The sequence below is a fragment of the Streptomyces sp. NPDC003032 genome (assembly GCF_053591415.1).
In genome coordinates this window covers 90,360-116,270 of the sequence record NZ_JBSFTT010000026.1, presented here as the reverse complement: position 1 = coordinate 116,270, position 25,911 = coordinate 90,360, and the positions used below count along the sequence as shown (strand labels likewise).

Here is a 25,911-nt window from a genome sequence, read left to right as displayed (position 1 = left end):
GAGGGAAGGTGATTTCGAGACTTCCCCACCGCCTCATGCGCGTGGGGGGCAACCGCCGGAAGGGGCGGGGAGCGGCGGAGCGGCAGGGTTCGCCTGCACGGGGCTCCGGCTCAGGACCGCCATTCGCTTGATCGAGCGAGACGTTCGGCTCCTACAAAGCTAAGGGAGGACGGAGCGCCTGTCTCCACAATTACTCGGACTTCCTACTATCTGAGACGGGCTTCACGCGCGTGCCGCTCTCAGTTCGCGGATCAGGGCCCGGACGGGCAGGGAAGAGGCCAGCTCAGGGGTGGTGACATAACCGACGGAACGGGTCGGGCGGCCCGGTCCCAGATCGGTGATCCCGACCGAGTCCGGCGCTCCGGTCAGGGAGAGCGCGGGCATGATCGCCATGCCGTGGCCGCTGCCCACCATCGAGAGCACCGCTCCGTCGTCCTCCGCCAGGACGGTCGCCCGCGGGATCCAGTCCTGTCCGCCCCACCACTCCCGCGTGTACGACCCGCAGTTCTCGTGCCAGTCCATCAGCGGCAGGGAGCGCGGGTCGGGATGGCCCGCCGGGTGCACGAGGGAGTACGGCTCCTCGACGAGTACGTCGCCGATGAGCCCCGCGGGCACGGGCGAGGTGCCGCCGAGCGCCGCGATGCCCACGTCGGCGCGGCCCTCGTCGAGAACCTCTACTGGTCCGTCGACCCCTACCACCGCGAGATGATGGACGGCGTCTTCGCGCTGCACGCCCCCTTGGAGGGCCGCACGCTGGGCCGCGTCGTCGAGTCCCGCGACCCCGCGCTCCCCGAGGGCGGCATCGTCCTGCACCGCCAGGGCTGGCGCACGCACGCGGTGGTCACCCCCGACGAGGCCCGCCGCGTCCCCCACTTCGAGGGCGTGCCCCTCTCCGCGCATCTGGGCATCCTCGGCGGCACCGGCCTGACCGCGTACGTGGGCCTCACCCGCGTCGCCGAACTCCGCGCGGGCCAGGACCTGTTCGTCTCCGCGGCGGCGGGCGGCGTCGGCACGGTGACGGGGCGGCTGGCCCGGCTCATGGGCGCGGGACGGCTCGTCGGCAGCGCGGGGACGGCGGCGAAGGCGTCGTACCTCACCGAACACGTCGGCTACGACGAGGTCTTCGACCACCACGCTGGCCCCACGGCCGACCTGCTGGCGAAGGCGGCCCCCGACGGGATCGACGTCTACATGGACAACGTCGGCGGCGAGCACCTGGAGGCGGCGATCTCCTCGCTGCGCGAGTACGGGCGGATCGTACGGATCGGCACCATCGCCCAGTACAACGCCACCGGTGCGCCGTACGCCCTGCGCAACCTCCCCGACATCGTCGAGAAGAGCCTGCGGATGGAGGGCTTCCTCGTGAGCAACCACCGTGCCGCGCAGGAGGAGTTGTACGAGTTCGTGGTGCCGCACCTCCAGAGCGGGCGGGAAGATGATCGTCCGCGCGGCCTAGGCCGGCCCCGGCCTAGAACACGTCCCCGTCCCGCCAGTCGATGAGCAGTTCGTACGCGGGGTCCAGATCGGCGCCCCACAGCAGCGGGGGGTCCTCCTCCGGCATCGGGATCACGCCCGTCGGGCCGAGCGTGCCGACCGCGCCCTTCCACGGCGTCCAGCCGCGCCGGAGGTAGAGCCGCTCCCCCTCGGCCGAAGCCGACAGCGCGCCCATCTCGTACGCGCCGTCGACGACCCGTTCCAGGGCGCCCATGATCCGGTTGCCGAGGCCCTGCCGCTGCCGGTCGGGGCGGACGGCGACCGCCTCGACGTAACCGACGCGCCTGGAACGGCCGTTGTGCAGAATCCGGCGCTGGACCACTGAGCCGTGCGCGACCAGGGTCCCCGCGCCGACGTCGTGGATCAGGGCGTGGACGCCGCCGAGGCCGTGGTCCCAGTCCTGGTCGCCGAAGTCGCCGTCGAAGGCCTCGTCGAGCAGGGCGCGGGCGGCGCGCAGATCGGCCGTCGTCAGATCGCTGGTGTGGCTCGTCCGCAGGATGCTTTCCGTCACCCCTCCACCGTACTCAGCCCGGAGCGCACGTCGGCCCGAGCTGATCGCGATTGGTCTGCACCATGGCGCCGACGCCCTCCGCGCAGCACAATCGGACGCATGCCTGAGACCGAGCAGCAGCGAGAGTGGACCCCTATTCATGGCGAGCCCTACCGCTCCGTGCCGTACCGGCCGGAGCGCATGCCCGAGCCTCAATCCCTGGCACGGGCGGCCGAGTTGCGCGAGCGGATGCGCGAGCGGCGCACGGTGCGGCAGTTCGCGCCGGACCCGGTGCCCGCGCAGGTGGTGCGGGACGCCATCGCGTGCGCGGCGACCGCGCCGTCCGGCGCGCACCAGCAGCCGTGGACCTTCGTCCTCGTCCAGGACCCGGAGATCCGCCGCCGCATCCGCGAGGCCGCCGAGCACGAGGAGCGTGTCTCGTACGACGGACGGCTCGGCGAGGAGTGGCTCGCGGCCCTGCGCCCCCTCGGCACGGACGAGGTCAAGCCGCATCTGACGGACGCGCCCGCGCTGATCGTCGTCTTCCAGCAGCGGTACTGGCTGGGCGAGGACGGCGCCAAGCACAAGCACTACTACGTCGACGAGTCGGTCGGCATCGCGGTGGGCATGCTGCTGTCCGCCCTGCACCTGTCCGGTCTCGCCGCGCTGATCCACACGCCGAGCCCGATGCGGTTCCTGTCGCAGGTGCTCGGCCGCCCCGAGAACGAGAAGGCGTTCGCGGTGATCCCCGTGGGCTATCCGGCACCGGACTGCCAGGTACCCGACCTCGTACGCAAGTCGCTCGATCAGGTCCTCGTGGAGGTCTGAGCGGACAGCGGCCGCCCGCCCAGGGAGGGGTAGTCGGTGTAGCCCTCGGCGCCCTCCCCGTAGAGGTGCGCCTCGTCGATCTCCTGGAGGGGCGCGCCCGCCGCGAACCGCTCCGGCAGGTCGGGGTTGGAGAGGAACCCCCGCCCGTACGAGACGAGGTCGGCGGTGCCGGACGCGAGGAGGGCCTCGCCCGCCTCCCGCGTCGTCGGGTCGCCGTTCTCGCCGACGTTGGCGACGAGCGTGCCGTGCCAGTGGGGGCGCAGGTCGGCGAGGGCCGGGTAGCGGTCGTTGTCGGTGAGGTGGAGGTAGGCGAGGCCGAGCCCGTCGATCTCGTCGAGCAGCGCGCGGTAGACGGGGCCCGGGTCGGCCTCCGCCATACCGAACTGCGGGTTGCCGGGCGACAGGCGCAGTCCGAGGCGTTCGGCGCCGATGGCGTCGGCGACGGCGCGCACGACCTCGACGGCGAAGCGGATGCGGTCGGCGACCGAGCCCCTGCCGTAGGCGTCGTCACGGAGGTTGCTGTTGTCCGCGAGGAACTGGTGGATCAAGTAACTGTTGGCGCCGTGCAGTTCGACGCCGTCGAAGCCCGCCGCGATGGCGTTGCGGGCGGCGTCCGCGAAGTCCTGGACGGCCGTACGTATGTCTTCCAGGGTCATCTCGCGGGGCGTGAGCGCGTCGGCCTTGCCGCCGGGCACGTGTACGCGGCTCGGGTCCACGAGCACGGCGGACGGGGCGGCGGGCACGTCGCCGTCGACGCGGGACAGGGGGTGACCGTGGCGGCCGCCGTGCATCAGCTGGGCGTAGATCCGGCCGCCCGCGGCGTGCACGGCGTCGGTGACCCGCCGCCAGCCCTCGATGTGCGCGGCGGTCTCGATCCCCGGGTAGCGCCAGCCGCTCTGGCCGCGGCTGCTGGGCCAGATGCCCTCGGTGACGATGAGTCCGGCGCTCGCGCGCTGGGCGTAGTAGTCGGCGACGACCGGCAGCGGAGTGCCGTCGGCCGTCGCCCGCAGCCGGGTCATGGGGGCCATGACCATGCGGTTGGGGAGAAGGCCGAGGGGGCCTGCGGAATAGGGCGCGAGAAGCGTGGTGTTCGTCATGCCGGAACGGTAGAAGTTGACACCGGTGTGAGTTTCAAGTGCGGAGGTCCACGGGATGAGAATCGGCGAGCTGGCGAGGCGCACCGCCGTGAGCGAGCGCTCCCTGCGCTACTACGAGAAGCAGGGCCTGCTCTACGCGGACCGTACCCCGGGCGGCCACCGCGACTATCCGGAGCGCGCGGTCGACCGGGTCGTCCACATCCAGGAGCTGTTCGCGGCGGGCCTGTCCAGCGCGAAGATCGTCCAACTGCTGCCGTGCATGCGGGACGGGGACGGCGGTCCCTCCGAGAAGGCGACGCCGTGGCTGGTCGACGAGCTGACCGAGGAGCGCGCCAGGATCGACCGCCAGGTGGAGGACCTGCTGCGGGCCCGTGAGGTCCTGGACGAGGTGATCACGGCGGCGTCCGGCGCGACGCGCTGAGCCACTCACCCCAAGCCCCTAACCCCTAACCCCTAATTGGGCATTGACTGGTTAGGCGTGCGCGTGCTCTACTCGCCCTACGCCAACCACCAAAGCATGCTTGAGGAGTTAGAGATGAGCAGCGTCCACTACCGCTCCACCACCGTCCGCGGCCACGAGGTCTTCTACCGCGAGGCGGGCCCCGCCGACGCCCCCGCTCTCCTCCTGCTGCACGGCTTCCCGACCAGCTCGCACATGTTCCGGGATCTCATCCCCCTGCTCGCGCACCGCTACCGCGTCATCGCCCCCGACCACATCGGCTTCGGCCGCTCGGCGGCGCCGGGTGCCCATGAGTTCCCGTACACCTTCGCCGAACTCGCCGGGGTCACCGCGGAGTTCACCGAACGCATCGGCCTGACGCGCTTCGCGCTGTACGTCCAGGACTACGGCGCCCCGATCGGCCTGCGCCTCGCGCTCGACCACCCCGAGCGCGTCACCGCGATCATCACGCAGAACGGCAACGCGTACGAGGAGGGCCTCGGCGCCGAGGCCTGGGCGCCGGTCCTCGCCTACATCGCGGACCCCGGCGAGAAGACCGCCGCGCCCGTCCGGGAGATCCGCTCCCTGGAGGGCATCACGTGGCAGTACACGCACGGCGTGCCGGACCGGAGCCTGCTGAACCCCGACGCCTGGCACCACGACGCCGCGCTGATGGCGCGGGAGGGCCAGGACGAGATCCAGCTCTCGCTCATCGGCGACTACGGCAGCAACATCGACCTGTACCCGGCGTTCCAGGAGTACTTCCGCACCTCCCAGGTCCCGCTGCTCGCGGCCTGGGGCGCCCACGACGAGATCTTCGTGCCGGACGGCGCCCTCGCCTTCCTGCGCGATCTCCCGGAGGCCGAAGTGCACCTGCTGCCCACGGGGCACTTCGCCCTGGAGACGCACGCCGGGCAGATCGCCGGGCTGATCGAGGAGTTCCTGGCCCGGCGCCTCCCCGCCCGGGTACGGTCAGGATCATGAACTCGACTCCCTCCCGCAGAGCCCTGCTTGGCGCCGCGGCCGTCGCCCCCGTGCTGCTCTCGGTGCCCGGCACCGCGCACGCGACGCCCTCGTCCGACGCCCGGCGGCGGCTGCGCGAGCTCGAAAAGGGCTACCCGGGCCGCATCGGCCTGCACGCCCTGAACACCGGCACAGGCGCCACCATCGGCTACCGCGCGGACGAGCGCTTCGCGATCGCCTCCACGTTCAAGGTCCTGGCCGCCGCCGCGATCCTGCGCCGGGCCCGCGAGGAGGAGCCCGGACTGCTCGACGTACTTGTCCGGTACGGGCGCGACGACATCGTCAGCGCCTCGCCGAGGACCGAGATGCACCTCGAAACCGGCATGACCATACGGGAGTTGTGCGACGCGACCATCACGTACAGCGACAACGCCGCGGCCAATCTGATGATGCGCAGGCTCGGCGGGCCGCACTCCATCACCGAGTTCGCCCGCACCCTCGGCGACTCCCGCACCCGCCTCGACCGGTGGGAGCCCGAGCTCAACACCAACATCCCCGGCGACCCGCGCGACACGACGACCCCCGCGTCCATGACCGCGAACCTGCGCGAGCTGGTCCTCGGCGACGCCCTCGCCCCGCTCGACCGCGACCAGCTCATCCGCTGGCTCCTGGAGAACACCACCGGCGACAGGCGGATCCGGGCCGGGCTCCCCGCGGGCTGGCGGGTCGGCGACAAGACCGGCTCCCCCGCGTACGGCGGGGTCAACGACATCGCCGTGGCCTGGCCCCCGAAGGGCGGCGCGCCGCTGATCATCTCCGTCTACACGACGCGCCTGGACCCCGACACCCCCGGCGAGGACCGCATCGCCGCCGACATGACCCGCGTCGCCGTCGACGCCCTCGCCTGACCCCGGGCATGACACCGCCTCCGGCCGGGGTGGGGCCCAGGCCGGAGGCGGGGTTCGGGGTGGGCGTCAGCCCATGTGCGGGTAGCCGTACTCGGTCGGCGGAACCAGCGTCTCCTTGATGGCGCGCGTCAGCGTCCACCGCTGGAGGTTCTGCGGGGCACCGGCCTTGTCGTTGGTGCCGGAGGCGCGGCCGCCGCCGAAGGGCTGCTGGCCGACGACGGCGCCGGTCGACTTGTCGTTGATGTAGAAGTTGCCCGCGGCGTAGCGGAGCTTCTCCATCGTGTACGCGGCCGCGGCGCGGTCGTTCGCGATGACCGAGCCGGTGAGCGCGTAGTCGGAGACCGACTCCATCTGGGCCAGCATCTCGTCGTACTTGTCGTCCTCGTAGACGTGGACGGCGAGGAACGGGCCGAAGTACTCGGTCGTGAAGACCTCGTTGGCCGGGTCCGCGCACTCGACGACGGTCGGGCGCACGAAGTAGCCGACCGAGTCGTCGTAGGTGCCGCCCGCGACGATCGTGCAGGAGTCGTCCGCCTTGGCGCGGTCGATGGCCGCCTTGTTCTTGGCGAACGCGCGCTCGTCGATGACCGCGCCGATGAAGTTCGACAGATCGGTGACGTCACCCATCTTGATGCCGTCGACCTCGGCCGCGAACTCCTCCTTGAAGCCGGAGTTCCAGATGGAGGCCGGGATGTACGCGCGCGAGCTGGCGGAGCACTTCTGGCCCTGGAACTCGAAGGAGCCACGGGTCAGCGCGGTCTTGAGGATCGCGCGGTCGGCGCTCGGGTGCGCGACGACGAAGTCCTTGCCGCCGGTCTCGCCGACCAGGCGCGGGTAGGTGCGGTACTTCGCGATGTTCTCGCCGACCGTCTTCCACAGGTGCTGGAAGGTCGGGGTCGAGCCGGTGAAGTGGATGCCGGCCAGGTCGCGGTGGTGCAGGGCGACCTCGGAGACCGCGATGCCGTCACCGGTGACGAGGTTGATGACGCCCTTGGGCAGACCGGCCTCTTCGAGGAGCTGCATGAGCAGCACGGCGGCGTGCGTCTGCGTCGGGGACGGCTTCCACACGACCACGTTGCCCATCAGGGCCGGGGCGGTCGGGAGGTTGCCCGCGATGGCCGTGAAGTTGAACGGCGTGATCGCGTAGACGAAGCCCTCCAGCGGGCGGTGGTCCAGGCGGTTCCAGACACCCGTGGCGTTCGCCGGGGGCTGCTCGGCGAGCAGGTCACGGGCGTACTTCACGTTGAAGCGCCAGAAGTCGACCAGCTCGCACGGGGTGTCGATCTCGGCCTGCTGGGCGGTCTTCGACTGGCCGAGCATCGTGGAGGCGGCCAGCGTCTCGCGCCACGTCGTGGAGAGCAGCTCGGCGGCGCGCAGGATGATCGCGGCGCGGTCGTCGAAGGACATCGCGCGCCACGCCGGGGCGGCGGCCAGGGCGGCGTCGATCGCGTCCTGGGCGTCCGCTTGCGTGGCGCCGCGGCCGGTGCCGATGACGGCCTTGTGGTTGTGCGGCTGCACGACCTGGAAGGGCTCGCCGCCACCGAGGCGCTTGACGCCGCCGATGGTCATCGGCAGCTCGATCGGGTTCTCGGCCAGCTCCTTGAGCTTGGTCTCGAGGCGGGCACGCTCCGGCGAGCCGGGGGCGTAGCCGTGCACCGGCTCGTTGACCGGGGCGGGGACCTGGGTCACAGCGTCCATGAGATCCGTATCTCCTTTGAGAGGGTCGAGGGGGTGGGGAGCTCAGCCCTTGGTTCAGTCCTTGGTGAGGATGGAGCGGGCGAAGAAGAGCAGGTTGGCGGGCTTCTCCGCGAGACGGCGCATGAAATAGCCGTACCAGTCGGTGCCGTAGGCGGTGTAGACGCGCATCCGGTGGCCCTCGGCGGCGAGCCGCAGGTGTTCGTCGCCCCGGATGCCGTACAGCATCTGGAATTCGTACTCATCCAGTTTGCGCCCCGCGCGCCGCGCGAGCTCCTGTGCGATGGAGATCAGGCGCGGGTCGTGCGACCCGATCATCGGGTACCCCTCGCCCTCCATCAGGATGCGCAGGATCCGGACGTACGCCTTGTCGATCTCCGCCTTGTCCTGGTACGCGACCTCGGCGGGCTCCTTGTAGGCGCCCTTCACGATACGCACACGGCTGCCGTTCCCGGCGAGGCGGCGGGCGTCGGCCTCGGTGCGGAACAAGTAGGCCTGGATGACGCAGCCGGTCTGCGGGAAGTCCTCGCGCAGCTCGTCGTGGATGGCGAACATCGAGTCGAGGGTGGTGTGGTCCTCGGCGTCCAGGGTGACCGTGGTGCCGATCGCGGCGGCGGCCTCGACGACGGGCCGGACGTTGCTCAGCGCGAGCTCGTGGCCGCCCTCCAGCGCCTGGCCGAACATCGACAGCTTCACCGACATCTCGGCCTTGGTGCCGAGGCCCAGGTCCTTCAGGCGCTCGATCAGCTCCAGGTAGGCGTCGCGGGCGGCGTGGGACTGCTCGACGGTGGTGATGTCCTCGCCCACCACGTCGAGGGTGACCTCAAGGCCCTTCTCCGCGGCGTCGACGATGACCGGGACGACCTGGTCGACGCTCTCGCCGGCGATGAACCGGGCGACGACCTGCTTGGTGCCGGGGGCCGCCGAGACGAAACGGCGCATCTTGTCGCTGCGCGACGCGGCGAGGATCACGGGACCCAGCACGGGGCACCTCCACGGGTGTACGAAATCGAGTGCCCTACCGCCATGGTCCTACGGAGAGGTGACGTGGCGGTACGGCACGGAGAACCACCGTGAAATCTAGGGATCCCCCCGCCCCCGAGCCATCGACACCTGTCACGCATCCGTGCCCTTGATCTCAGACAGATGTCTGAAGGAGCGGGCGCCCTGCGCGAGAATGGACGGGTGAAGGGCGACTACCAAGAACTGGTCGACGAGATCTCGGCGCTGCTCGGCGCCCCCGCGACCCTGGAGAACCGGGATTTCGAGCTGATCGCCTTCGGCGCGCACGACGGCGGCGGCGACGGGGAGAGCGGCTTCGACGCGACCGCCCTCGACCCCGTCCGCACCCGCTCGATCCTGACGCGCCGCTCCACGGCCGAGGTCCGCGCCTGGTTCGAGGGCTTCGGCATCGCCCGCGCCACCGCTCCGGTCCGGATTCCGCCCACCCCGGAGGCGGGCGTGCACCGGGGCCGGATCTGCCTTCCCGTACGTCACCGTGGCTTCGCCCTGGGATACGTATGGCTGCTCGACGCCGAGCCGGGCCCGACCGACCGGCAGCTGGGCGCGGCCATGGAGGTCGCGTCCAGGATCGGCGCGCTGCTCGCCGACGAGGCACAGGCGGGCGCCGATCTGACCCGGGAGTTCCGCGCGGTCCTGACCGCCGAGCGGGGCTGGCAGCGGGACATGGCCGTGGCCGCTCTGCGCACCGCCCTCGGCGCGCGCGGCGAGGGCCTGCACGCCGTGGTGTGCGTGGCCCCCTGGCCGTCCGCCGACCCGGACGAGGCCCCGGCGGCCCGTACGGTGCCGGGCGCGGCGGCGATCTGCACGGTGCCGTGGGGCGCGACGGGCCAGTCCCTCGCGGCGCTGGTCCGGCTCCGTTCCGCCGACGCGCTGTCTCCCGCGCGTAGCGCGGCCTCTCGCCTTCTGGAGACGGCGCGGGGCGGCGGGGCGACGGGCGCGGCGGGGGCTGGCGCGGCGGGGGCCGGCGGCGCGGCGACTGGCCCGACGGCGGCCGGACCGACGGCGACCGGCCCCACAACAACCGGCCCGGCAGCCGGGATCGCCGGTTCCCGGCACGGCCTGGAGGATCTGGCCGCCGCCTGGTGGGAGGCGTCCGGTGCGGCGCGCGCGGCACTGGCCGAGCGGCGCTTCGGCCCGGTGGCGCACTGGTCGGACGTGGGCCCGTACCGCCTCCTGACGGCCCTCCCCCCGGAGAGCGCGCACGACCCGGTGGCGGGCCGGCTGCTGAGCCCGGCCCACCGCGAACTGGCCCGCACCGCGGAGGTCTTCCTCGACTGCGCGGGCCAAGCGGGCCGTACGGCGGCGGAGTTGGGCGTCCACCGCCAGACGCTCTACTACCGCCTCTCGCGCGTGGAGCAGCTCACCGGCCTGGACCTGGACGAGGGCGAGGACCGGTTGCTGCTGCACATGGTCCTGAAGTCGTCACGACTGTAAGTGACAGGTAACGAACAACCGTTCCCGTGATCTTCCAGAGGTACGGTTTCCCCGTCCGAACACCAGCCCTCCACACAGGAGAACGAACACTCTATGAAGCTCAGGCTGCTGGCCTCCGCCCTCGCCGTCTCCGCCATCGCGCTCTCCGGCACCGCCCTCACCGCGGGCACCGCCGCCGCCGCGACGAAGCCGGACTGCTCCCGGGGCCTCACCAATGTCCCCGCCAAGGAGACGGTGAAGGTGCGCACCACCGCGAAGGTGAACGGCACCGCCGTGGGCCAGCTGAACAAGGGCCGCAAGGCCTTCCTCTGCAACGACGGCAAGTCCTTCACCGGCCAGTCGTACAAGCTCTGCGGCAAGAGCAGCAACAAGTGGCTGTACGTCATGCCGAACGACAACAACATCAAGGGCTACGTCCCGGCCACCTGCATCAACTGGTAAGCACCACACCACCCCGGCCTTGAGGCCGGCCCGGAACGCGGGCCGACCTCGGCCGGCCCGGGTGCGCGGGCAGCCCTACGTCGTGGCGGCCCGCGCCATCACCCGCCGCAGGCCCTCCGTGAGCTGCTCGGCGGTCGTCGCCGATTCCGGGTCGAAGAGCCACTGGACCATCAGGCCGTTGAGCAGCGTCGTGTAGAAGCGGCCCTCGGTCTCGACGACGTCGGCCGGGATGACGCTCTCGTCGATTCCGGTGAACAGCGCGGCGAGTCCGCTGCGCCCCTGCTCCTGCGCCTTGATCAGCAGTTCCCGGATGCCCGCCAGCCGCTCGCCCTGCGTGATGACCTCCAGCGTCATCATCCAGATGGGACGCGATTCGGGGACTGAGCGGAGGATGTTCGTCCACACCTCCAGGAAGCGCTCCAGGCCGTCCTTCCCGGCGCTCTCCTCACCCCCCGAGGCCGTGAAGCCCTCCCCCATCGGCTCGACGAGCGCGACGAACGCCTCCACGAGCAGGGCGTCCTTGGACCCGTAGTGGTAGCCGATGGACGCGAGGTTGGTCCCCGACTCCTTCACGATGTCGCGGGCCGTCGTGCGGACGAACCCCTTCTCCAGCAGGCAGCGCTTCGCACCTTCGAGCAGATCTTCTCGGTGTCCCATGCGGGCACCTTACTCCCGGCCCATACAGCCGTCCCAGACATATGTCTTATACGACCGTACTAGACGAGCGTATAAGACGTGCGTACAGTCTCCGCCATGCAGACGAACCCCCACGCCACCCGCAAGGAATGGACCGCCCTCGCCGTCCTGATGCTCCCGCTGCTCCTGGTCTCGATGGACGTGTCCGTCCTCTACTTCGCGATCCCGGAGATCAGCGCCGACCTGGGGCCGAGCGGCACGCAGCAGCTGTGGATCTTCGACATCTACGCGTTCGTGCTCGCCGGGCTGCTGATGACCATGGGCTCGCTCGGCGACCGCATCGGCCGCCGCAAGCTCCTCATGTTCGGCGCCGTGGCCTTCGGCGCGGCCTCCCTCGCCGCCGCGTACGCGGACAGCGCCGAGATGCTGATAGCCGCCCGCGCGGTACTCGGCATCGGCGGCGCGACCCTGATGCCGTCCACCTTGGCCCTCGTACGCAACATGTTCCGCGACGCCGGACAGCGCGCGAAGGCGATCGGCATGTGGCAGGCGGTCATGGTCGCCGGCATCACGCTCGGCTCGGTGCTGAGCGGCGTCCTCGTCGAACACTTCTGGTGGGGGTCTGTCTTCCTCGTCAATCTGCCCGCGATGGCGCTGCTGCTCGCCTTGGCGCCCGTGCTGATCCCGGAGTTCAAGGACCCGCAGCCCGGCCGCTTCGACCTGCTGAGCGTGCCGCTGTCCATGGCCGCCGTGCTGCCGGTCGTCTGGGGCCTCAAGGAGATGCCCTCGGAGGGCATCAAGGTTTCCTACGTCGTGTCCGTCGCCGTCGGTCTCGCCTTCGCCGCCCTCTTCGTCCACCGCCAGCGCACCATCGCGTCGCCGATGATCTCGCCGCAGCTCTTCCGGGGGCGCGGCCGCGCCTTCGGCGCCGCCGTCTCGCTGAACCTCGTCTCGTCGCTGGCGATGATGGGTTCGGCGTACTTCACCACCCAGTACCTGCAGTCCGTGCTCGGCAAGAGCGCGATGGAGGCCGCGCTGTGGGCGCTGCTGCCCTCGGTCCTCATCGGCTGCGCCGCCCCCCTCGCCACGGCGCTCGTGCAGCGCGGCATGAACCGCGCCCATGTCGTCGCCACCGGCTTCACCCTCTCCGCCTGCGGCTACGGCCTGCTCGCCCTGACCGGCACCGACTCCCTGTGGCTGGTCCTCGCCGGAGCGGGCGTCCTGGCCTGCGGCGGGGTCGTCATCGGCTCCCAGCTGACCGACCTGGCGCTCGGCGCGGCCCCGGCCGAGAAGGCGGGCACCGCGTCCTCGCTCCTGGAGACGGGGCAGGAGTTCGGCGGCGCGATGGGTATGGCGCTCCTCGGCTCCATCGGCAACGCGGTCTACCGCGGCCAGATCGCCGACTGGGCCCCCGCCGAGGCCCGCGAGACGCTCGGCGGCGCGGTGGCAGCGGCCCACCACCTGCCCGAACACACGGCGGACGCACTCTTGACCACGGCCCGCGAGGCGTTCACCAGCGGCATGCATGTCGCGGCGCTGACCGGGGCGGCGGTACTGCTCGTGGCGGCGGCGCTCTCCTCGACGGCGCTGCGCAAGGTGGAGGTGCAGACACACGAAAACGCCGGACAGGCGGAGGATTCCAGCTTGTCCGGCGTTTGACGACCAACTCGACGGACAGGCGGTAGATTCCAGCCTGTCCGGCGTTTGAGGACGGACTCGGCGGAGCCGGTGATGACGGCGCCCGAGGCTCCGGAGCCCTAGTCCGTGAGGTTCACCGCGCGAGCGGACTCCGCACCGATCTCCTCGGCGAGCTCGTTCAGGACCGACTGCGGCACCGTGTCGTCGACGGTCAGGACGGCAAGCGCCTCCCCGCCCACGTCGGCGCGGGCGACCTGCATGCCCGCGATGTTGATGCCCGCCTCGCCGAGGACGCGGCCGACGGTGCCGACGACACCCGGACGGTCGGCGTACCGCAGGACGACCATGTGCTGGGCGAGCGCCAGGTCCACGTCGTACTCACCGATGGCGACGATCTTCTGGAGGTGCTTGGGCCCGGCCAGCGTGCCGGAGACGGCGATCTCCTCGCCGTCGGAGAGCGTGCCGCGCACGGTGACCACGTTGCGGTGGTCGGGCGACTCGGAGCTGGTGGTGAGGCGGACCTCGACGCCGCGCTCCTGGGCGAACAGCGGAGCGTTGACGTACGACACCGTCTCGTCGACGACGTCCTCGAACACGCCCTTGAGCGCGGAGAGTTCGAGCACCTTCACGTCGTGCTGGGTGATCTCGCCGTACACCTCGACGTCGAGGCGGGCCGCGACCTCACCGGCGAGGGCGGTGAAGATGCGGCCGAGCTTCTCGGCGAGCGGCAGGCCGGGACGGACGTCCTCGGCGATGATGCCGCCCTGGACGTTCACCGCGTCCGGCACCAGCTCACCGGCGAGCGCGAGGCGCACCGACCTGGCGACGGCGATGCCCGCCTTCTCCTGCGCCTCGTCCGTGGAGGCGCCGAGGTGCGGGGTGCAGACGACCTGGTCGAACTGGAAGAGCGGGGAGTCCGTGCAGGGCTCCTTCGCGTACACGTCCAGACCGGCGCCCGCGACGCGGCCCTCCTTCAGCGCGGAGTACAGCGCCTCCTCGTCGACGATCCCGCCGCGCGCGGCGTTGACGATGCGGACGGTCGGCTTGACCTTGTGCAGCGCCTCGTCACCGATGAGGCCGAGGGTCTCAGGCGTCTTCGGCAGGTGCACCGTGATGAAGTCCGAGACTTCGAGCAGCTCGTCCAGCGACAGGACCTTCACGCCCATCTGCGCGGCACGCGCGGGCTGCACATACGGGTCGTAGGCGACGACCTTCATGCCGAAGGCGCTCATGCGCTGGGCGACGAGGGCGCCGATGCGGCCGAGGCCGACGACGCCGAGGGTCTTCTCGGCGAGCTCGACGCCGGTGTACTTGGACCGCTTCCACTCGCCGTTCTTCAGCGCCTGGCTGCCCTGGGGGATGTTGCGCGCGGTGGCGATGAGCAGGCCGCAGGCCAGCTCGGCGGCCGTGACGATGTTCGAGGTGGGGGCGTTGACGACCATCACGCCGGCCTTGGTGGCGGCGGACACGTCGACGTTGTCCAGGCCCACGCCCGCGCGGGCGACGACCTTCAGCTTCTTGGCGGCGGCGATGGCCTCGGCGTCGACCTTGGTCGCGGAGCGGACCAGGATCGCGTCGACGTCGGCGATCGCGGGCAGCAGCTCGGCGCGGTCCGCGCCGTTGCACTGCCGGATCTCGAAGTCCGGCCCCAAGGCGTCGACGGTGGCGGGCGACAGCTCTTCAGCGATGAGTACGACAGGTTTCGAGCTCACGTGAGTCCTCACAAATCCAGTGCGACGGCCGTCCCGACGGCCGCAGGCGGTGGAGGGTGCTACCGCGTGGAAGACGCACGACGCTGTGGGCCCGACGCGAATGTTGACAGCAGTGTAGTGGCGCCACGGGGCTCAGCATGCGCCTCCGTGGAAGGATCACCCGTCCGTGGCTGGACGCGGTGGACAACGACGGTGGGGTCCGGGGCAGAGCCCCGAGGCGGTGCCCCGGACCCAGGGTGCCTAGTCCTCGTCGTTGACCCAGGACATCAGCTTGCGCAGCTCCTTGCCCGTGGTCTCAAGGAGGTGGTTCTCGTCCTGCGTCTTGTACTCGTTGTACTTCTTCAGACCACCGTGGTACTCGTCCATCCACTGCTGGGCGAACGTGCCGTCCTGGATCTCCGTGAGGACCTTCTTCATCTCGGCCTTGGTGGCGTCCGTGATGATCCGCGGGCCGGTGATGTAGTCGCCCCACTCGGCGGTCTCGGAGACCGACCAGCGCATCTTCTCCAGGCCGCCCTCGTACATGAGGTCCACGATCAGCTTCAGCTCGTGGAGGCACTCGAAGTACGCGATCTCCGGCTGGTAGCCGGCCTCGGTCAGCGTCTCGAAGCCCGCCTTGACCAGCGCGGCGGTGCCGCCGCAGAGCACGGCCTGCTCGCCGAACAGGTCGGTCTCGGTCTCCTCGGTGAAGGTCGTCTTGATGACGCCCGCACGCGTGCCACCGATGCCCTTGGCGTACGAGAGCGCCAGCGGGAAGCCGTTGCCCGTGGCGTCCTGCTCGACGGCCGCGATACACGGGACGCCGCGGCCCTCCTCGTACTGGCGACGGACGAGGTGGCCCGGACCCTTGGGGGCGACCATGCAGACGTCGACGCCCTCGGGGGCCTTGATGAAGCCGAAGCGGATGTTCAGGCCGTGGCCGAAGAACAGCGCGTCGCCGTCCTTGAGGTTGTCCTTGATGGACTCCTCGTAGACCTGGGCCTGGATCGGGTCCGGCACCAGGATCATGATGACGTCGGCCTCGGCCGCCGCCTCGGCGGGCGTGACGACCCGCAGGCCCTGCTCCTCGGCCTTGGCCTTGGACTTGGAGCCCTCGTGCAGACCGACGCGGACGTCGACACCCGAGTCGCGCAGCGACAGCGCGTGGGCGTGGCCCTGGCTGCCGTAGCCGATGACCGCGACCTTGCGGCCCTGGATGATGGACAGGTCGGCGTCGTCGTCGTAGAACAGCTCGGCCACTGGGAATCTCCTATGTGTGCTGGTGTTGCGTCCCACCGTACGGCGGGCTCAGTGAGGGAAGTTCAGGGGTCTCGGTATCCGAGAGGGTCCCGGTACGAGAGGGGTGACGGCAGGTCCTGGTCAGGCGCTGCGGTCGAGCGCCCGCAGGCTGCGGTCCGTGATGGAGCGGGAGCCGCGGCCGATCGCGATGGTGCCGGACTGGACGAGTTCCTTGATGCCGAAGGGCTCCAGCATCTTGAGCATGGCCTCCAGCTTGTCGCTGCTGCCGGTGGCCTCGATGGTGACGGCCTCCGGGGAGACGTCCACGGTCTTGGCGCGGAACAGCTGGACGATCTCGACGATCTGGGAGCGGGTCTCGTTGTCTGCGCGGATCTTCGCCAGGACGAGTTCGCGCCCCACGGCGGCGCCCGGCTCCAGTTCGACGATCTTCAGGACGTTGACGAGCTTGTTGAGCTGCTTGGTGACCTGTTCGAGCGGCAGGCCCTCGACGTTCACCACGATGGTGATGCGGGAGATGTCGGGGTGCTCGGTGACGCCCACGGCGAGCGAGTCGATGTTGAAGCCGCGGCGGGAGAACAGGGCGGTGATCCGGGCGAGGACACCGGGCTTGTTCTCGACCAGGACGGAGAGCGTGTGCTTGGTGGACATGACTCTTGGTCTCTCTTTCGCTCTCGGTCTCAGTCGTCTTCGTTGTCGCCGAAGTCGGGGCGGACCCCGCGGGCGGCCATGACCTCGTCGTTCGAGGTCCCCGCGGCGACCATCGGCCAGACCTGGGCGTCCTCGTGGACGATGAAGTCGACCACGACGGGGCGGTCGTTGATGGCGTTGGCCTCGGCGATGACCTTGTCCAGGTCCTCGGGGCGCTCGCAGCGCAGCGCCACGCAGCCCATGGCCTCCGACAGCTTCACGAAGTCCGGGACGCGGGTGCCCTTGTTGGGACCGATGTCCTCGGGGCCGCTGTGCAGGACGGTGTTGGAGTAACGCTGGTTGTAGAACAGCGTCTGCCACTGGCGGACCATCCCGAGGGCGCCGTTGTTGATGATGGCGACCTTGATCGGGATGTTGTTCAGGGAGCAGGTGGTCAGCTCCTGATTGGTCATCTGGAAGCAGCCGTCGCCGTCGATCGCCCAGACCGTACGGTCCGGCTGTCCGGCCTTGGCGCCCATCGCGGCCGGGACCGCGTAGCCCATCGTCCCGGCGCCGCCGGAGTTGAGCCAGGTCGCGGGCTTCTCGTACTGGATGAAGTGCGCGGCCCACATCTGGTGCTGGCCGACGCCCGCCGCGAAGATCGTGCCCTCCGGGGCGAGTTGCCCGACGCGCTCGATGACGTGCTGCGGGGAGAGCGAGCCGTCCTCGGGCTGGGTGTAGCCGAGCGGGTAGGTGTCGCGCCAGCGGTTGAGGTCCTTCCACCAGGCGGAGTAGTCACCCGTGTGGCCCTCGGTGTGCTCGGCCTGGACGGCCTGGACCAGGTCGGCGATGACCTCGCGGGCGTCACCGACGATCGGCACGTCGGCGGCGCGGTTCTTGCCGATCTCGGCCGGGTCGATATCGGCGTGGACGATCTTCGCGTACGGGGCGAAGCTGTCCAGCTTGCCAGTGACGCGGTCGTCGAAGCGGGCTCCGAGGGCGACGATCACGTCGGCCTTCTGCAGCGCGGTGACGGCGGTGACCGCACCGTGCATGCCCGGCATTCCCACGTGCAGCGGGTGGCTGTCGGGGAACGCGCCGAGCGCCATCAGTGTGGTGGTGACGGGCGCTCCGGTGAGCTCCGCGAGGACCTTCAGCTCGGCGGTGGCGTGGGCCTTCAGGACGCCGCCGCCGACGTACAGGACGGGGCGCTTGGCCGCGGTGATGAGTTTGGCGGCCTCGCGGATCTGCTTGGCGTGCGGCTTGGTCACCGGGCGGTAGCCGGGGAGGTCCTGCTGCGGCGGCCAGGAGAACGTCGTCCGCGCCTGCAGCGCGTCCTTCGCGATGTCCACGAGGACCGGACCCGGGCGCCCGGTGGAGGCGATGTGGAAGGCCTCGGCGATGGTGCGCGGGATGTCCTCGGCCTTGGTGACCAGGAAGTTGTGCTTGGTGATCGGCATCGTGATGCCGACGATGTCCGCCTCCTGGAAGGCGTCCGTGCCGATCGCCTTGGAGGCCACCTGGCCGGTGATCGCGACCATCGGGACGGAGTCCATATGGGCGTCGGCGATCGGCGTGACGAGGTTCGTGGCACCGGGGCCGCTCGTCGCCATGCAGACGCCGACCTTGCCGGTGGCCTGCGCGTAACCGGTGGCGGCGTGCCCCGCGCCCTGCTCGTGCCGCACCAGGACGTGCCGGACCCGGGTGGAGTCCATCATCGGGTCGTACGCCGGAAGGATGGCGCCGCCGGGGATGCCGAATACCGTGTCGGCCCCGACTTCCTCGAGAGAACGAATGAGGGACTGCGCGCCCGTGACGTGCTCGACGGGGGCGGACTGCTGTCCTGAGGATCGGGGCCGCGGCTGCGGATGGTGGGCCCCGGTGGCCTGCTCGGTCATCGGCATTCTCTTCTCGAAGCTGGGGATTTTTGCGGGGGTTTTGCGGGGGTTTGACGGGTGCCGGTGCAACAAAAAACCCCTCGTGCCGTGAGGCAAGCGAGGGGAGCGCGCCGGGTGCGGTCGCTGGGGGCCCGGTGTCCGGACCGGTCAGTCCCAGCTTCAGCCGACGCGCTTTCCAAGTACGAGAATTCGGGTGCGCATGGCCTTGACCCTCCCCCCGGCACGCATGGCGTGTCAAGTAGGTGGGATGGGGGTCTCATTATGTGAACGAGCGTAGGGCGAGGGGCCGCTCGCGTACGTCGCCGGGAGGCCTCCCGCATACGTGCCCGAAGGTGCTGCGTACGTCCCCGGCGGGCCGCCGACGTACGCCCCTGCGGGCCCGCCCGCGAACACCCCCGAGGACCCTCCGGCATACGCCGGCGAAGGCCCGCTCGCGTACGTCCCCGAAGGGCCGCCCGCGAGCACCGGCTCGGCCGGGCCGCGCGGCACCGCGTACTCGCCGAGGGACAGCGCCCTGCGCAGCCGGTACTCGTCGAGCGGTCCGGAGAACGCCGCACCCTGCCCGTGCGTGCAGCCCATCGCGCGCAGGGCGACCACCTGCTCGGGCAGGTCGACGCCGTCGGCCACGGAGAGCAGCCCGAGGTCGTTCGCGATGCGGAGCAGACCGGCGGTGATCTTGTGCAGCCTGGCGGACTCGACGACGCCCTCGATCAGGCCGCGGTCGAGCTTCAGTACGTCCACGGGGAGCCGGCGCAGCGCCGTGATCGCGGCATAGCCGCTGCCGAAACCGTCGAGGGCGATGCGTACGCCGAGCCTGCGCAGGGCCGTGAGCCGGCGCTCCAGGTCGTCCAGGGAGACCCGGGGGTCGCTGTCGGCCAGCTCGATGATGAGCGCCCCGGAGGGCAGTCCGTGCCGGGTCAGGAGCGCCTCGATGGAGCCGAGGGGCATGGAGCGGTCCAGGAGGCGCCGTGCGGTCATCCGGACGGCCACCGGCACGGCGTGGCCGGTGCGGCCGCGCTCGGCGGCCTGCTGGACGGCCTCTTCGAGCATCCAGCGGCCGAGCTCGGCGGCGCGGTCGCCCTCCTTGCCGTTCCCCGCCTCTCTGCCGTTCCCCGCCTCGGAGACGCGCAGGAACTCGGCGGGCGTGAAGAGGATGCCCTGGGCCGAGCGCCAGCGGGCCTGCGCGGCGACCGCCGTGATCCGGCCGTCGTCGAGGGAGACCACGGGCTGGTGGAGCAGCGCGAACTCGCCGTCGTGCAGGGCGGAGCGCAGCCGGGTGGCCAGCTCCGCCTTGCGGACGACGTCGGCCTGCATCTGTGGGGCGTACAGCTCGACGCGGCCCTTGCCCGCGGCCTTGGCCCGGTACATCGCGAGGTCGGCGTTGCGCAGCAGCTCCCCCGCGCCGATGCCCGGTTCGGCGAACGCCACACCGATGGACGCCGCGACGCGCACGTCGTTGCCGTCGATGGCGTAGGGCTGGGAGAGGGTGATTCTCAGCCGGTCGGCGAGTTCGTAGATGTGCTGTTCCCTGGCGGCCTGGTCCCTGGTCCCGTCGCCGACGATGAGGGCCGCGAACTCATCGCCGCCGAGCCGGGAGGCGGTGTCGCCCGAACGCACCGCCTCCTGAAGTCTGCGTGCCGCCTGGATGAGCAGTTCGTCACCGGCCTGGTGGCCGATGGTGTCGTTGACGGCCTTGAAGCCGTCGAGGTCGATGAAGAGCACGGCCGTGCCGCGGTCGGTCACTCTGCGGCCGGTCAGCGCCTGGCTCACGCGCCGGGTGAACAGGGCGCGGTTGGGCAGGTCGGTGAGCGGGTCGTGCTCGGCGTTGTGCTGCAGCTGTGCCTGGAGGCGGACCCTTTCGGTGACGTCCCGGCTGTTGAAGATGAGGCCGCCGTGGTGGCGGTTGACGGTGGACTCCACGTTGAGCCAGTCGCCGTCGCCGGACCTGAAGCGGCACTCGATGCGGGTGGTGGGCTCCTCGACGGGGTTGGCGGCGAGGAATCTGCGGACCTCGTGGACGACCCGGCCGAGGTCCTCGGGGTGTATCAGCGACGCGAGCTCGGAGCCGACCAGCTCCTCGGCGTCGCGGCCGTAGACCCCGGCGGCGGCCGGGCTCACGTACCGCAGGATGCCGTTCGGTGCGGCGATCATGATGACGTCGCTGGAGCCCTGGACCAGGGAGCGGAAGTGGTTCTCCTTCTGGGCCAGCTCCTGGGTGAGGGTGATGTTGTCCAGGAGCATGATGCCCTGGCGTGCGACAAGGGCGAGCACGACGGTGCCCGCCGTGAAGAGCATGACGCGGTCGACGCTGCGTCCGCTCAGTACGTTGTAGAGAACCCCCAATGTGCAGACCGCGGCGGCGAGATACGGCGTCAGGGCTGCCAGTGACCCGGCGATCGGCCGGGTGGCGGCGGCCCGCACGTCCTCGGGCCCGCCGTCGTCCGGCACCCGCGCGTGGTCCGTCCCGGCTCCCTCGCGCGCGTGCCAGGGCACGGCCCAGGGGGCGTACGCGAGGAGCAGCGAGCCCGTGAACCAGCCGGCGTCCAGCAGCTGGCCCGAGCGGTATCCCGCGTGCAGCAGGGGTGAGGTGAACAGCGCGTCGCACATCACGGTCAGGGCGAGCGCGGCGATCGCGGTGTTCACCGCGGTGCGGTTGGCGGAGGACCGCCTGAAGTGGAGTGCGAGGACCATGCTGACCAGTGCGATGTCGAGGAGCGGGTAGGCGAGCGAGAGCGCGGCGTGCGTGACGCTCTGGTCCTCGGACTGCGCGGTGCGCGCGAGGGCCAGGCTCCAGGAGAGCGTGAGGAGCGAGCCCCCGATCAGCCAGGAGTCGAGGGCGAGGCAGCCCCAGCCCGCCTTGGTCACCGGTCGTTTGGCTAGCACGAGCAGACCGATGATGGCGGGCGGTGCGAAGCACAGGAAGAAGAGGTCGGCCAGGCCCGTGGTCGGCACATCGCGCTGGAGCACGACTTCGTACCAGCCCCAGACGGCGTTGCCGAGGGCCGCCATCGCGGAGGAGAGCGCGAACAGCAGCCATGCGGGTCGAAAGCGGCTGCGACGGGTGCGGGAGTACCGGAAGCAGGAGATCGCGGCGGCCGCCGCCGCGACGCTCAGCCCGAAGTCGCCCATGACCAGGGCGAGTCGTTCCGATCCCCACCCGATGGCGGAGCCCATGGCGTACGCGCCGCAGATCAGCAGCAGCGTGAGCTGGGACACGAGGCCGCGACCGCCCGGCATGGGGCGGCGGGCCGACGACGGCGCCCTCGGGGCCGGCGGAGCCGAGGAGAGGCTCGCTTCGAGGACGGTGGTGGCCGGCGGGGCGCTCACCGGACCGCCCTGGTCCGCGCCGCCCCCATGTCCGTACGGTCCACGCGTCTGCCGACCGGTGTGCGCGAGAGTCGGCGGCGGCTTTCCCGCCGTGTCGGATTGTCCGCCCATAGGTCGTACATCGCCCGTCGCCCCCCTCGCACTCTGACGCACTCTGATGTCTCGATCCCCGGCGCCGAACGGTCCACGGCGCATCCCCTGTCGGGACGATACACCAGCTCGGTCACACAGGGACATAGCTCCTCTACGCTCCGTGACTACCAGCGACAAAGTGGGCACGGCGCGCGCACATACGAGTACGGAGCGTGCACAAAGCGGCCTCAGGTGATCAACCGCCGGTGGTGTGCACGACGTTGTCGAGGGGCTGTCCGGCGGCGAATCTGGTCAGCTGCGCGGCTATCAGGCGCTGGGCGCGGGGCAGGAACGCGGACGTGGAGCCGCCCACGTGCGGGCTGATGAGCACTCCAGGAGCGTGCCACAGGGGGTGCCCCGTGGGCAGCGGTTCCGGGTCGGTCACGTCGAGGGCGGCGGTGATACGGCGGGATTCCAGTTCGGCGACGAGCGCCTTGGTGTCGACCACGGGGCCGCGGGCGACGTTGACGAGCAGCGCGCCGTCCTTCATGCGGGCCAGGAAATCGGCGCCCACCAGGCCTCGGGTTTCCTCGGTGAGCGGCGTCGAGACCACGACGACGTCGGCCGCGGGCAGCAGGGAGTGCAGTTCGGCGAGCGGATGCACGGGGCCGCGCTCCGTGGCACGGGCAGAGCGCGCGACGCGCGCCACCCGCGCACATTCAAAGGGTGCGAGCCGGTCCTCGATGGCGGAACCGATCGATCCGTAGCCCACGATGAGCACGGACTTGTCGGCGAGCGCCGGATAGAACCCGGACCGCCACTCCTCCTGCCGCTGCCCCTCGACGAAGCGCGGTATGCCCCGCAGCGACGCGAGGATCAGACCGAGCGCGAGCTCGGCGGTGCTGGCCTCGTGCACCCCTCGGGCGTTGCACAGCCGCACGCCGGGGGCGAGGAACTTGAGCCCCGGCTGTACGTGGTCGATCCCCGCGGTCAGCGTCTGCACGACGCGTACGGACGTCATCGCGGGCAGGGGGCGCACGGCGATCTCGGTGCTCTTCATGTAGGGCACCGCGTAGAAGGCGCACTCGGCCGGGTCCGCGGGGAAGTCCGGCCCGCCGTCCCAGTAGCGGTAGTTGAGACCCGTCGCGGACGTCTTGGGCAGGCCCTCGATCTCGTGCGCTTCGAACGGAAGCCATACGTCTGTCGTCATGCTCAGGAGGCTAATGCGCCCAGGTCACATGCCGGCGGCGGGGAGGCCGCGCCCCGGGTGCGGGGCGGCAGCGGTTAGTTTGGGTGATCTCCGGACGAGCAGTGGGAGGGTACGACCAGGTGGAGCGCAGGACGATCGGCGCGGGGGCGCTCGAAGTGGGCGCCGTCGGACTCGGCTGCATGCCGATGAGCTGGGCGTACACCGGCTCGCGGCAGCGCGGCGACGCGTCGCTGCGCACCGTGCACGCGGCCTTGGACGCCGCCGGCGCTTCGGGTGCGGGGGTGACGCTGCTGGACACCGCGGACATGTATGGGCCCTTCACCAATGAGCTGCTGCTCGGCCGGGTGCTGAAGGAGCGGCGTGCCGAGGCGTTCGTGTCGACGAAGTGCGGGCTGCTCGTGGGTGAGCAGCACATCGTCGCCAACGGCCGCCCCGGATATGTGAAGCGGGCCTGCGACGCGTCGCTGCGGCGGCTCCAGATCGAGACCATCGACCTGTACCAGCTGCACCGCGCCGACCCCGAGGTGCCCGTCGAGGAGACGTGGGGCGCGATGGCCGAGCTGGTCGCCGCCGGGAAGGTGCGGGCGCTCGGGCTGTGCGCGGTGGGGGCCCGCGCGCACCGGCGTGCGGTGCCGGGGCGGCCCGGGGCCGGGCTGCACGACGTGACGATCCGGCAGCTGGAGCGAGTGCAGCAGGTCTTTCCGGTGAGCGTGGTGGAGGCCGAGCTGTCGGTGTGGTCGCCCGAGGCGCTGGAGGCGCTGCTGCCGTGGTGCGTGGCGCGCGGAGTGGGCTTACTCGCGGCGATGCCGCTGGGGAATGGTTTCCTCACCGGGACGCTCACGCCGGGCCAGGGCTTCGAGCCGGACGATCTGCGGGCCCGGCATCCGCGCTTCACCGCCGAGATGATGGCGGCCAACCAGCCGCTTGTGGTGGGGTTGCGCCGGGTGGCGGAGCGGCACGGGGCGACGCCGGCGCAGATCGCGCTGGCGTGGGTGCTCGCCCAGGGCCGGCATGTGGTGCCGATACCCGGCGCCAAGCGGGAGCGCTGGGCGGTGGAGAACGCGGGGGCGGCGGCGGTGCGGCTGACCGGGGCGGACCTGGCGGAGATCGCGGCGCTGCCGGCGGCGCTGGGGTCGTGGGACTGAGGACTTGCGGCCGGTGTGGCGCGGCGGGGCGCGGGGCGCGGGGCGCGGAGCCGCTCGCCTCACGGACACCGTGCGTGATCTGGTGGTGGCGGAATGGGAACCTGCGGGGCGGGAGCGGTGTATGAACAGTAGAACCGCCGCGCCGAAGGGATCCTGATCATGCAACGACCTGCTGTCACGGCCGTGTTGACCGCCGCCGTCCTCGCCCTCGCGGCCGGGTGTTCGTCCGGCGGCCAGGACGAGCCGGAAAACCGCGAGAGCCCCTCGAAACCGGAGAGGTCGAGCGAGTCCCCCACCGGGAAGCCGGGCGCCGAACCCCCACCGGAGAAGGGCTCGGCGAAGGTGACCCGCACCCTGGCCACGGGCCTGAAATCCCCGTGGGGTCTCGCGGCGCTGCCCGGTGGCGACCTCCTGGTCTCCTCGCGCGACGAGGGCACGATCACCCGGATCGACGGCACGACGGGCAAGAAGACGCAGCTCGGCTCGGTGCCCGGCGTCTCCCCCGGCGGCGAGGGCGGCCTGATGGGCCTCGCGCTCTCCCCTTCGTACGCCTCCGACAGCATGGTGTACGCGTACTTCACGACGGAGTCCGACAACCGCATCGCCCGGATGCTGTACGACGAGAAGAAACCCTCCGGCGAGCAGCTGGGCGCGCCCGACACGGTGTTCAGGGGCATCCCCAAGGGCACGATCCACAACGGCGGCCGGATCGCCTTCGGCCCGGACAAGATGCTGTACGCGGGCGCGGGCGAGACGGGCGACACGGGCCTGGCGCAGGACAAGAAGTCCCTGGGCGGCAAGATCCTGCGCCTGACGCCGGACGGCGAGCCCGCTCCCGGCAACCCCTTCGCCGACTCCCCCGTGTATTCGCTGGGCCACCGCAATGTGCAGGGCCTCGCCTGGGACGAGCAGAAGCGGCTGTGGGCCTCGGAGTTCGGCCAGAACACCTGGGACGAGCTGAACGAGATCAAGGCCGGGGAGAACTACGGCTGGCCCGAGACCGAGGGCAAGGCCGGCAAAGAGGGCTTCCGCGATCCGGTCGCCCAGTGGAAGACGTCCGAGGCCTCACCGAGCGGCGTCGCCTACGCCGAGGGTTCGATCTGGATGGCGGGCCTGCGCGGTGAGCGGCTGTGGCGCATCCTGGTCCGTGACGTGGCGGGCGAGCCGAAGCCGCAGTCCTTCCTGAAGGGCGAGCACGGCCGGCTGCGCACGGTGCTCGCGGCGGGCGGCGGCAAGCTGTGGCTGGTCACGAACGAGACGGACTCGCGGGGGACGCCGGAGAAGGGGGACGACAAGATCCTGGAGGTGGAGGTGAAGTGACTCAGCCGCTCGGCGGCGCGGAGGGGGATATCTGATCGGGCGGCGCCGCCTGCGGGGTGTCTTCGGAGTCCGGCGTCTCGTCCGTGCGGGGCGACGGGACAGGTGGGCGTACGACCACCTTGCCCGACGACAGGTCGATCGGGCCGCGCCCGGGGTCCCCGTCGGCGAGGTCGACGCGGGTCATCTCCAGACGCTTCTGCTCGTCGTCGGTGTGCTTGCGCCCCGGCGCGAACAGGGCCTCGATGGCGTTGAACACTGCGCCTCCTTGGAGCCGA

21 protein-coding genes and 2 pseudogenes are annotated in these 25,911 nt (G+C 70.9%); 10 read left to right on the top strand and 13 right to left on the bottom strand.

The window, feature by feature from the left end; genetic code table 11:
- Positions 1-222 precede the first annotated feature (222 nt).
- Positions 223-675, bottom strand: a pseudogene (locus ACWDZ7_RS30705) (substrate-binding domain-containing protein); the annotation flags it as partial.
- On the opposite strand from ACWDZ7_RS30705, the pseudogene ACWDZ7_RS30700 reads away from it, so the two are divergent.
- Positions 652-1,431, top strand: a pseudogene (locus tag ACWDZ7_RS30700) (zinc-binding dehydrogenase); the annotation flags it as partial. The pseudogenes ACWDZ7_RS30705 and ACWDZ7_RS30700 sit on opposite strands and share 24 nt — an antisense overlap.
- Positions 1,432-1,468: 37 nt before the next feature.
- Here the strand turns inward: ACWDZ7_RS30700 and ACWDZ7_RS30695 are convergent.
- Positions 1,469-2,005 carry a GNAT family N-acetyltransferase gene (locus tag ACWDZ7_RS30695; RefSeq protein ID WP_451801484.1) on the bottom strand — a complete coding sequence of 179 codons (537 nt, stop codon included), beginning with the start codon at positions 2,003-2,005 and terminating at the stop codon, positions 1,469-1,471.
- A 99-nt stretch (positions 2,006-2,104) separates the two neighbouring features.
- Here ACWDZ7_RS30695 and ACWDZ7_RS30690 point away from each other — a divergent pair, with 99 nt between their 5' ends.
- On the top strand, positions 2,105-2,812 hold the full coding sequence (locus tag ACWDZ7_RS30690; protein WP_451801483.1) for a nitroreductase family protein: 708 nt from the start codon (positions 2,105-2,107) through the stop codon (positions 2,810-2,812).
- Here the strand turns inward: ACWDZ7_RS30690 and ACWDZ7_RS30685 are convergent.
- Positions 2,791-3,909 carry an alkene reductase gene (locus ACWDZ7_RS30685; protein WP_451801482.1) on the bottom strand — a complete coding sequence of 373 codons (1,119 nt, stop codon included), beginning with the start codon at positions 3,907-3,909 and terminating at the stop codon, positions 2,791-2,793. The two genes, ACWDZ7_RS30690 and ACWDZ7_RS30685, sit on opposite strands and share 22 nt — an antisense overlap.
- A gap of 55 nt (positions 3,910-3,964) precedes the next feature.
- Between ACWDZ7_RS30685 and ACWDZ7_RS30680 the strand changes: the two genes are divergently transcribed.
- From ACWDZ7_RS30680 to bla, 3 genes are all read left to right on the top strand, one after another.
- The gene (locus ACWDZ7_RS30680; RefSeq protein WP_451801480.1) at positions 3,965-4,330 is read left to right on the top strand and encodes a MerR family transcriptional regulator; all 366 of its coding nucleotides are present in this window, start codon (positions 3,965-3,967) and stop codon (positions 4,328-4,330) included.
- Between the two features lie 114 nt (positions 4,331-4,444).
- Entirely contained in the window at positions 4,445-5,332 is an 888-nt protein-coding gene (locus ACWDZ7_RS30675) for an alpha/beta fold hydrolase (protein WP_451801478.1), read from the top strand.
- Positions 5,329-6,219 carry a class A beta-lactamase gene (bla, locus tag ACWDZ7_RS30670; RefSeq protein WP_451801476.1) on the top strand — a complete coding sequence of 297 codons (891 nt, stop codon included), beginning with the start codon at positions 5,329-5,331 and terminating at the stop codon, positions 6,217-6,219. Before ACWDZ7_RS30675 ends, bla begins: the two co-directional genes overlap by 4 nt.
- A gap of 66 nt (positions 6,220-6,285) precedes the next feature.
- Here the strand turns inward: bla and pruA are convergent, their stop codons facing one another.
- On the bottom strand, positions 6,286-7,917 hold the full coding sequence (gene pruA / locus ACWDZ7_RS30665) for an L-glutamate gamma-semialdehyde dehydrogenase (RefSeq protein ID WP_451801475.1): 1,632 nt from the start codon (positions 7,915-7,917) through the stop codon (positions 6,286-6,288).
- Between the two features lie 54 nt (positions 7,918-7,971).
- Complete coding sequence (locus ACWDZ7_RS30660) at positions 7,972-8,898, bottom strand: proline dehydrogenase family protein (RefSeq protein WP_451801474.1); 927 nt, start codon at positions 8,896-8,898, stop codon at positions 7,972-7,974.
- A 162-nt stretch (positions 8,899-9,060) separates the two neighbouring features.
- On the opposite strand from ACWDZ7_RS30660, the gene ACWDZ7_RS30655 reads away from it, so the two are divergent.
- The gene (locus tag ACWDZ7_RS30655; RefSeq protein WP_451801472.1) at positions 9,061-10,371 is read left to right on the top strand and encodes a PucR family transcriptional regulator; all 1,311 of its coding nucleotides are present in this window, start codon (positions 9,061-9,063) and stop codon (positions 10,369-10,371) included.
- A gap of 93 nt (positions 10,372-10,464) precedes the next feature.
- The gene (locus ACWDZ7_RS30650) at positions 10,465-10,812 is read left to right on the top strand and encodes a hypothetical protein (RefSeq protein WP_451516688.1); all 348 of its coding nucleotides are present in this window, start codon (positions 10,465-10,467) and stop codon (positions 10,810-10,812) included.
- 75 nt (positions 10,813-10,887) lie between these two features.
- On the opposite strand, the gene ACWDZ7_RS30645 is transcribed toward ACWDZ7_RS30650, so the two are convergent.
- Positions 10,888-11,469 carry a TetR/AcrR family transcriptional regulator gene (locus ACWDZ7_RS30645; RefSeq protein WP_451801471.1) on the bottom strand — a complete coding sequence of 194 codons (582 nt, stop codon included), beginning with the start codon at positions 11,467-11,469 and terminating at the stop codon, positions 10,888-10,890.
- A 96-nt stretch (positions 11,470-11,565) separates the two neighbouring features.
- Between ACWDZ7_RS30645 and ACWDZ7_RS30640 the strand changes: the two genes are divergently transcribed.
- Positions 11,566-13,107 (top strand): MFS transporter, encoded by a 1,542-nt coding sequence (locus ACWDZ7_RS30640; RefSeq protein WP_451801469.1) that lies wholly within the window; start codon positions 11,566-11,568, stop codon positions 13,105-13,107.
- A gap of 98 nt (positions 13,108-13,205) precedes the next feature.
- Here the strand turns inward: ACWDZ7_RS30640 and serA are convergent, their stop codons facing one another.
- The 6 genes from serA to ACWDZ7_RS30610 form a co-directional block, all read right to left on the bottom strand.
- Complete coding sequence (gene serA / locus ACWDZ7_RS30635; RefSeq protein ID WP_451801468.1) at positions 13,206-14,798, bottom strand: phosphoglycerate dehydrogenase; 1,593 nt, start codon at positions 14,796-14,798, stop codon at positions 13,206-13,208.
- A gap of 240 nt (positions 14,799-15,038) precedes the next feature.
- Entirely contained in the window at positions 15,039-16,037 is a 999-nt protein-coding gene (gene ilvC, locus ACWDZ7_RS30630; protein ID WP_451801466.1) for a ketol-acid reductoisomerase, read from the bottom strand.
- A gap of 120 nt (positions 16,038-16,157) precedes the next feature.
- The gene (gene ilvN / locus ACWDZ7_RS30625) at positions 16,158-16,685 is read right to left on the bottom strand and encodes an acetolactate synthase small subunit (RefSeq protein WP_451801465.1); all 528 of its coding nucleotides are present in this window, start codon (positions 16,683-16,685) and stop codon (positions 16,158-16,160) included.
- A 29-nt stretch (positions 16,686-16,714) separates the two neighbouring features.
- Positions 16,715-18,562: an acetolactate synthase large subunit gene (locus tag ACWDZ7_RS30620; RefSeq protein WP_451801464.1), complete on the bottom strand. Its 1,848-nt coding sequence runs from the start codon at positions 18,560-18,562 to the stop codon at positions 16,715-16,717.
- A gap of 234 nt (positions 18,563-18,796) precedes the next feature.
- Positions 18,797-21,889 carry a putative bifunctional diguanylate cyclase/phosphodiesterase gene (locus ACWDZ7_RS30615; protein ID WP_451801462.1) on the bottom strand — a complete coding sequence of 1,031 codons (3,093 nt, stop codon included), beginning with the start codon at positions 21,887-21,889 and terminating at the stop codon, positions 18,797-18,799.
- Between the two features lie 328 nt (positions 21,890-22,217).
- Positions 22,218-23,171 (bottom strand): 2-hydroxyacid dehydrogenase, encoded by a 954-nt coding sequence (locus ACWDZ7_RS30610; protein WP_451801461.1) that lies wholly within the window; start codon positions 23,169-23,171, stop codon positions 22,218-22,220.
- Positions 23,172-23,290: 119 nt separating this feature from the next.
- On the opposite strand from ACWDZ7_RS30610, the gene ACWDZ7_RS30605 reads away from it, so the two are divergent.
- A complete protein-coding gene (locus ACWDZ7_RS30605) occupies positions 23,291-24,316 on the top strand; it encodes an aldo/keto reductase (RefSeq protein WP_451801460.1) in 1,026 nt (341 codons plus the stop codon).
- Positions 24,317-24,475: 159 nt separating this feature from the next.
- Entirely contained in the window at positions 24,476-25,636 is a 1,161-nt protein-coding gene (locus ACWDZ7_RS30600) for a PQQ-dependent sugar dehydrogenase (RefSeq protein ID WP_451801458.1), read from the top strand.
- 1 nt (position 25,637) lies between these two features.
- Here ACWDZ7_RS30600 and ACWDZ7_RS30595 read toward each other — a convergent pair whose 3' ends face one another.
- Positions 25,638-25,892: a DUF6191 domain-containing protein gene (locus ACWDZ7_RS30595; protein WP_451801456.1), complete on the bottom strand. Its 255-nt coding sequence runs from the start codon at positions 25,890-25,892 to the stop codon at positions 25,638-25,640.
- Positions 25,893-25,911 lie beyond the last annotated feature (19 nt).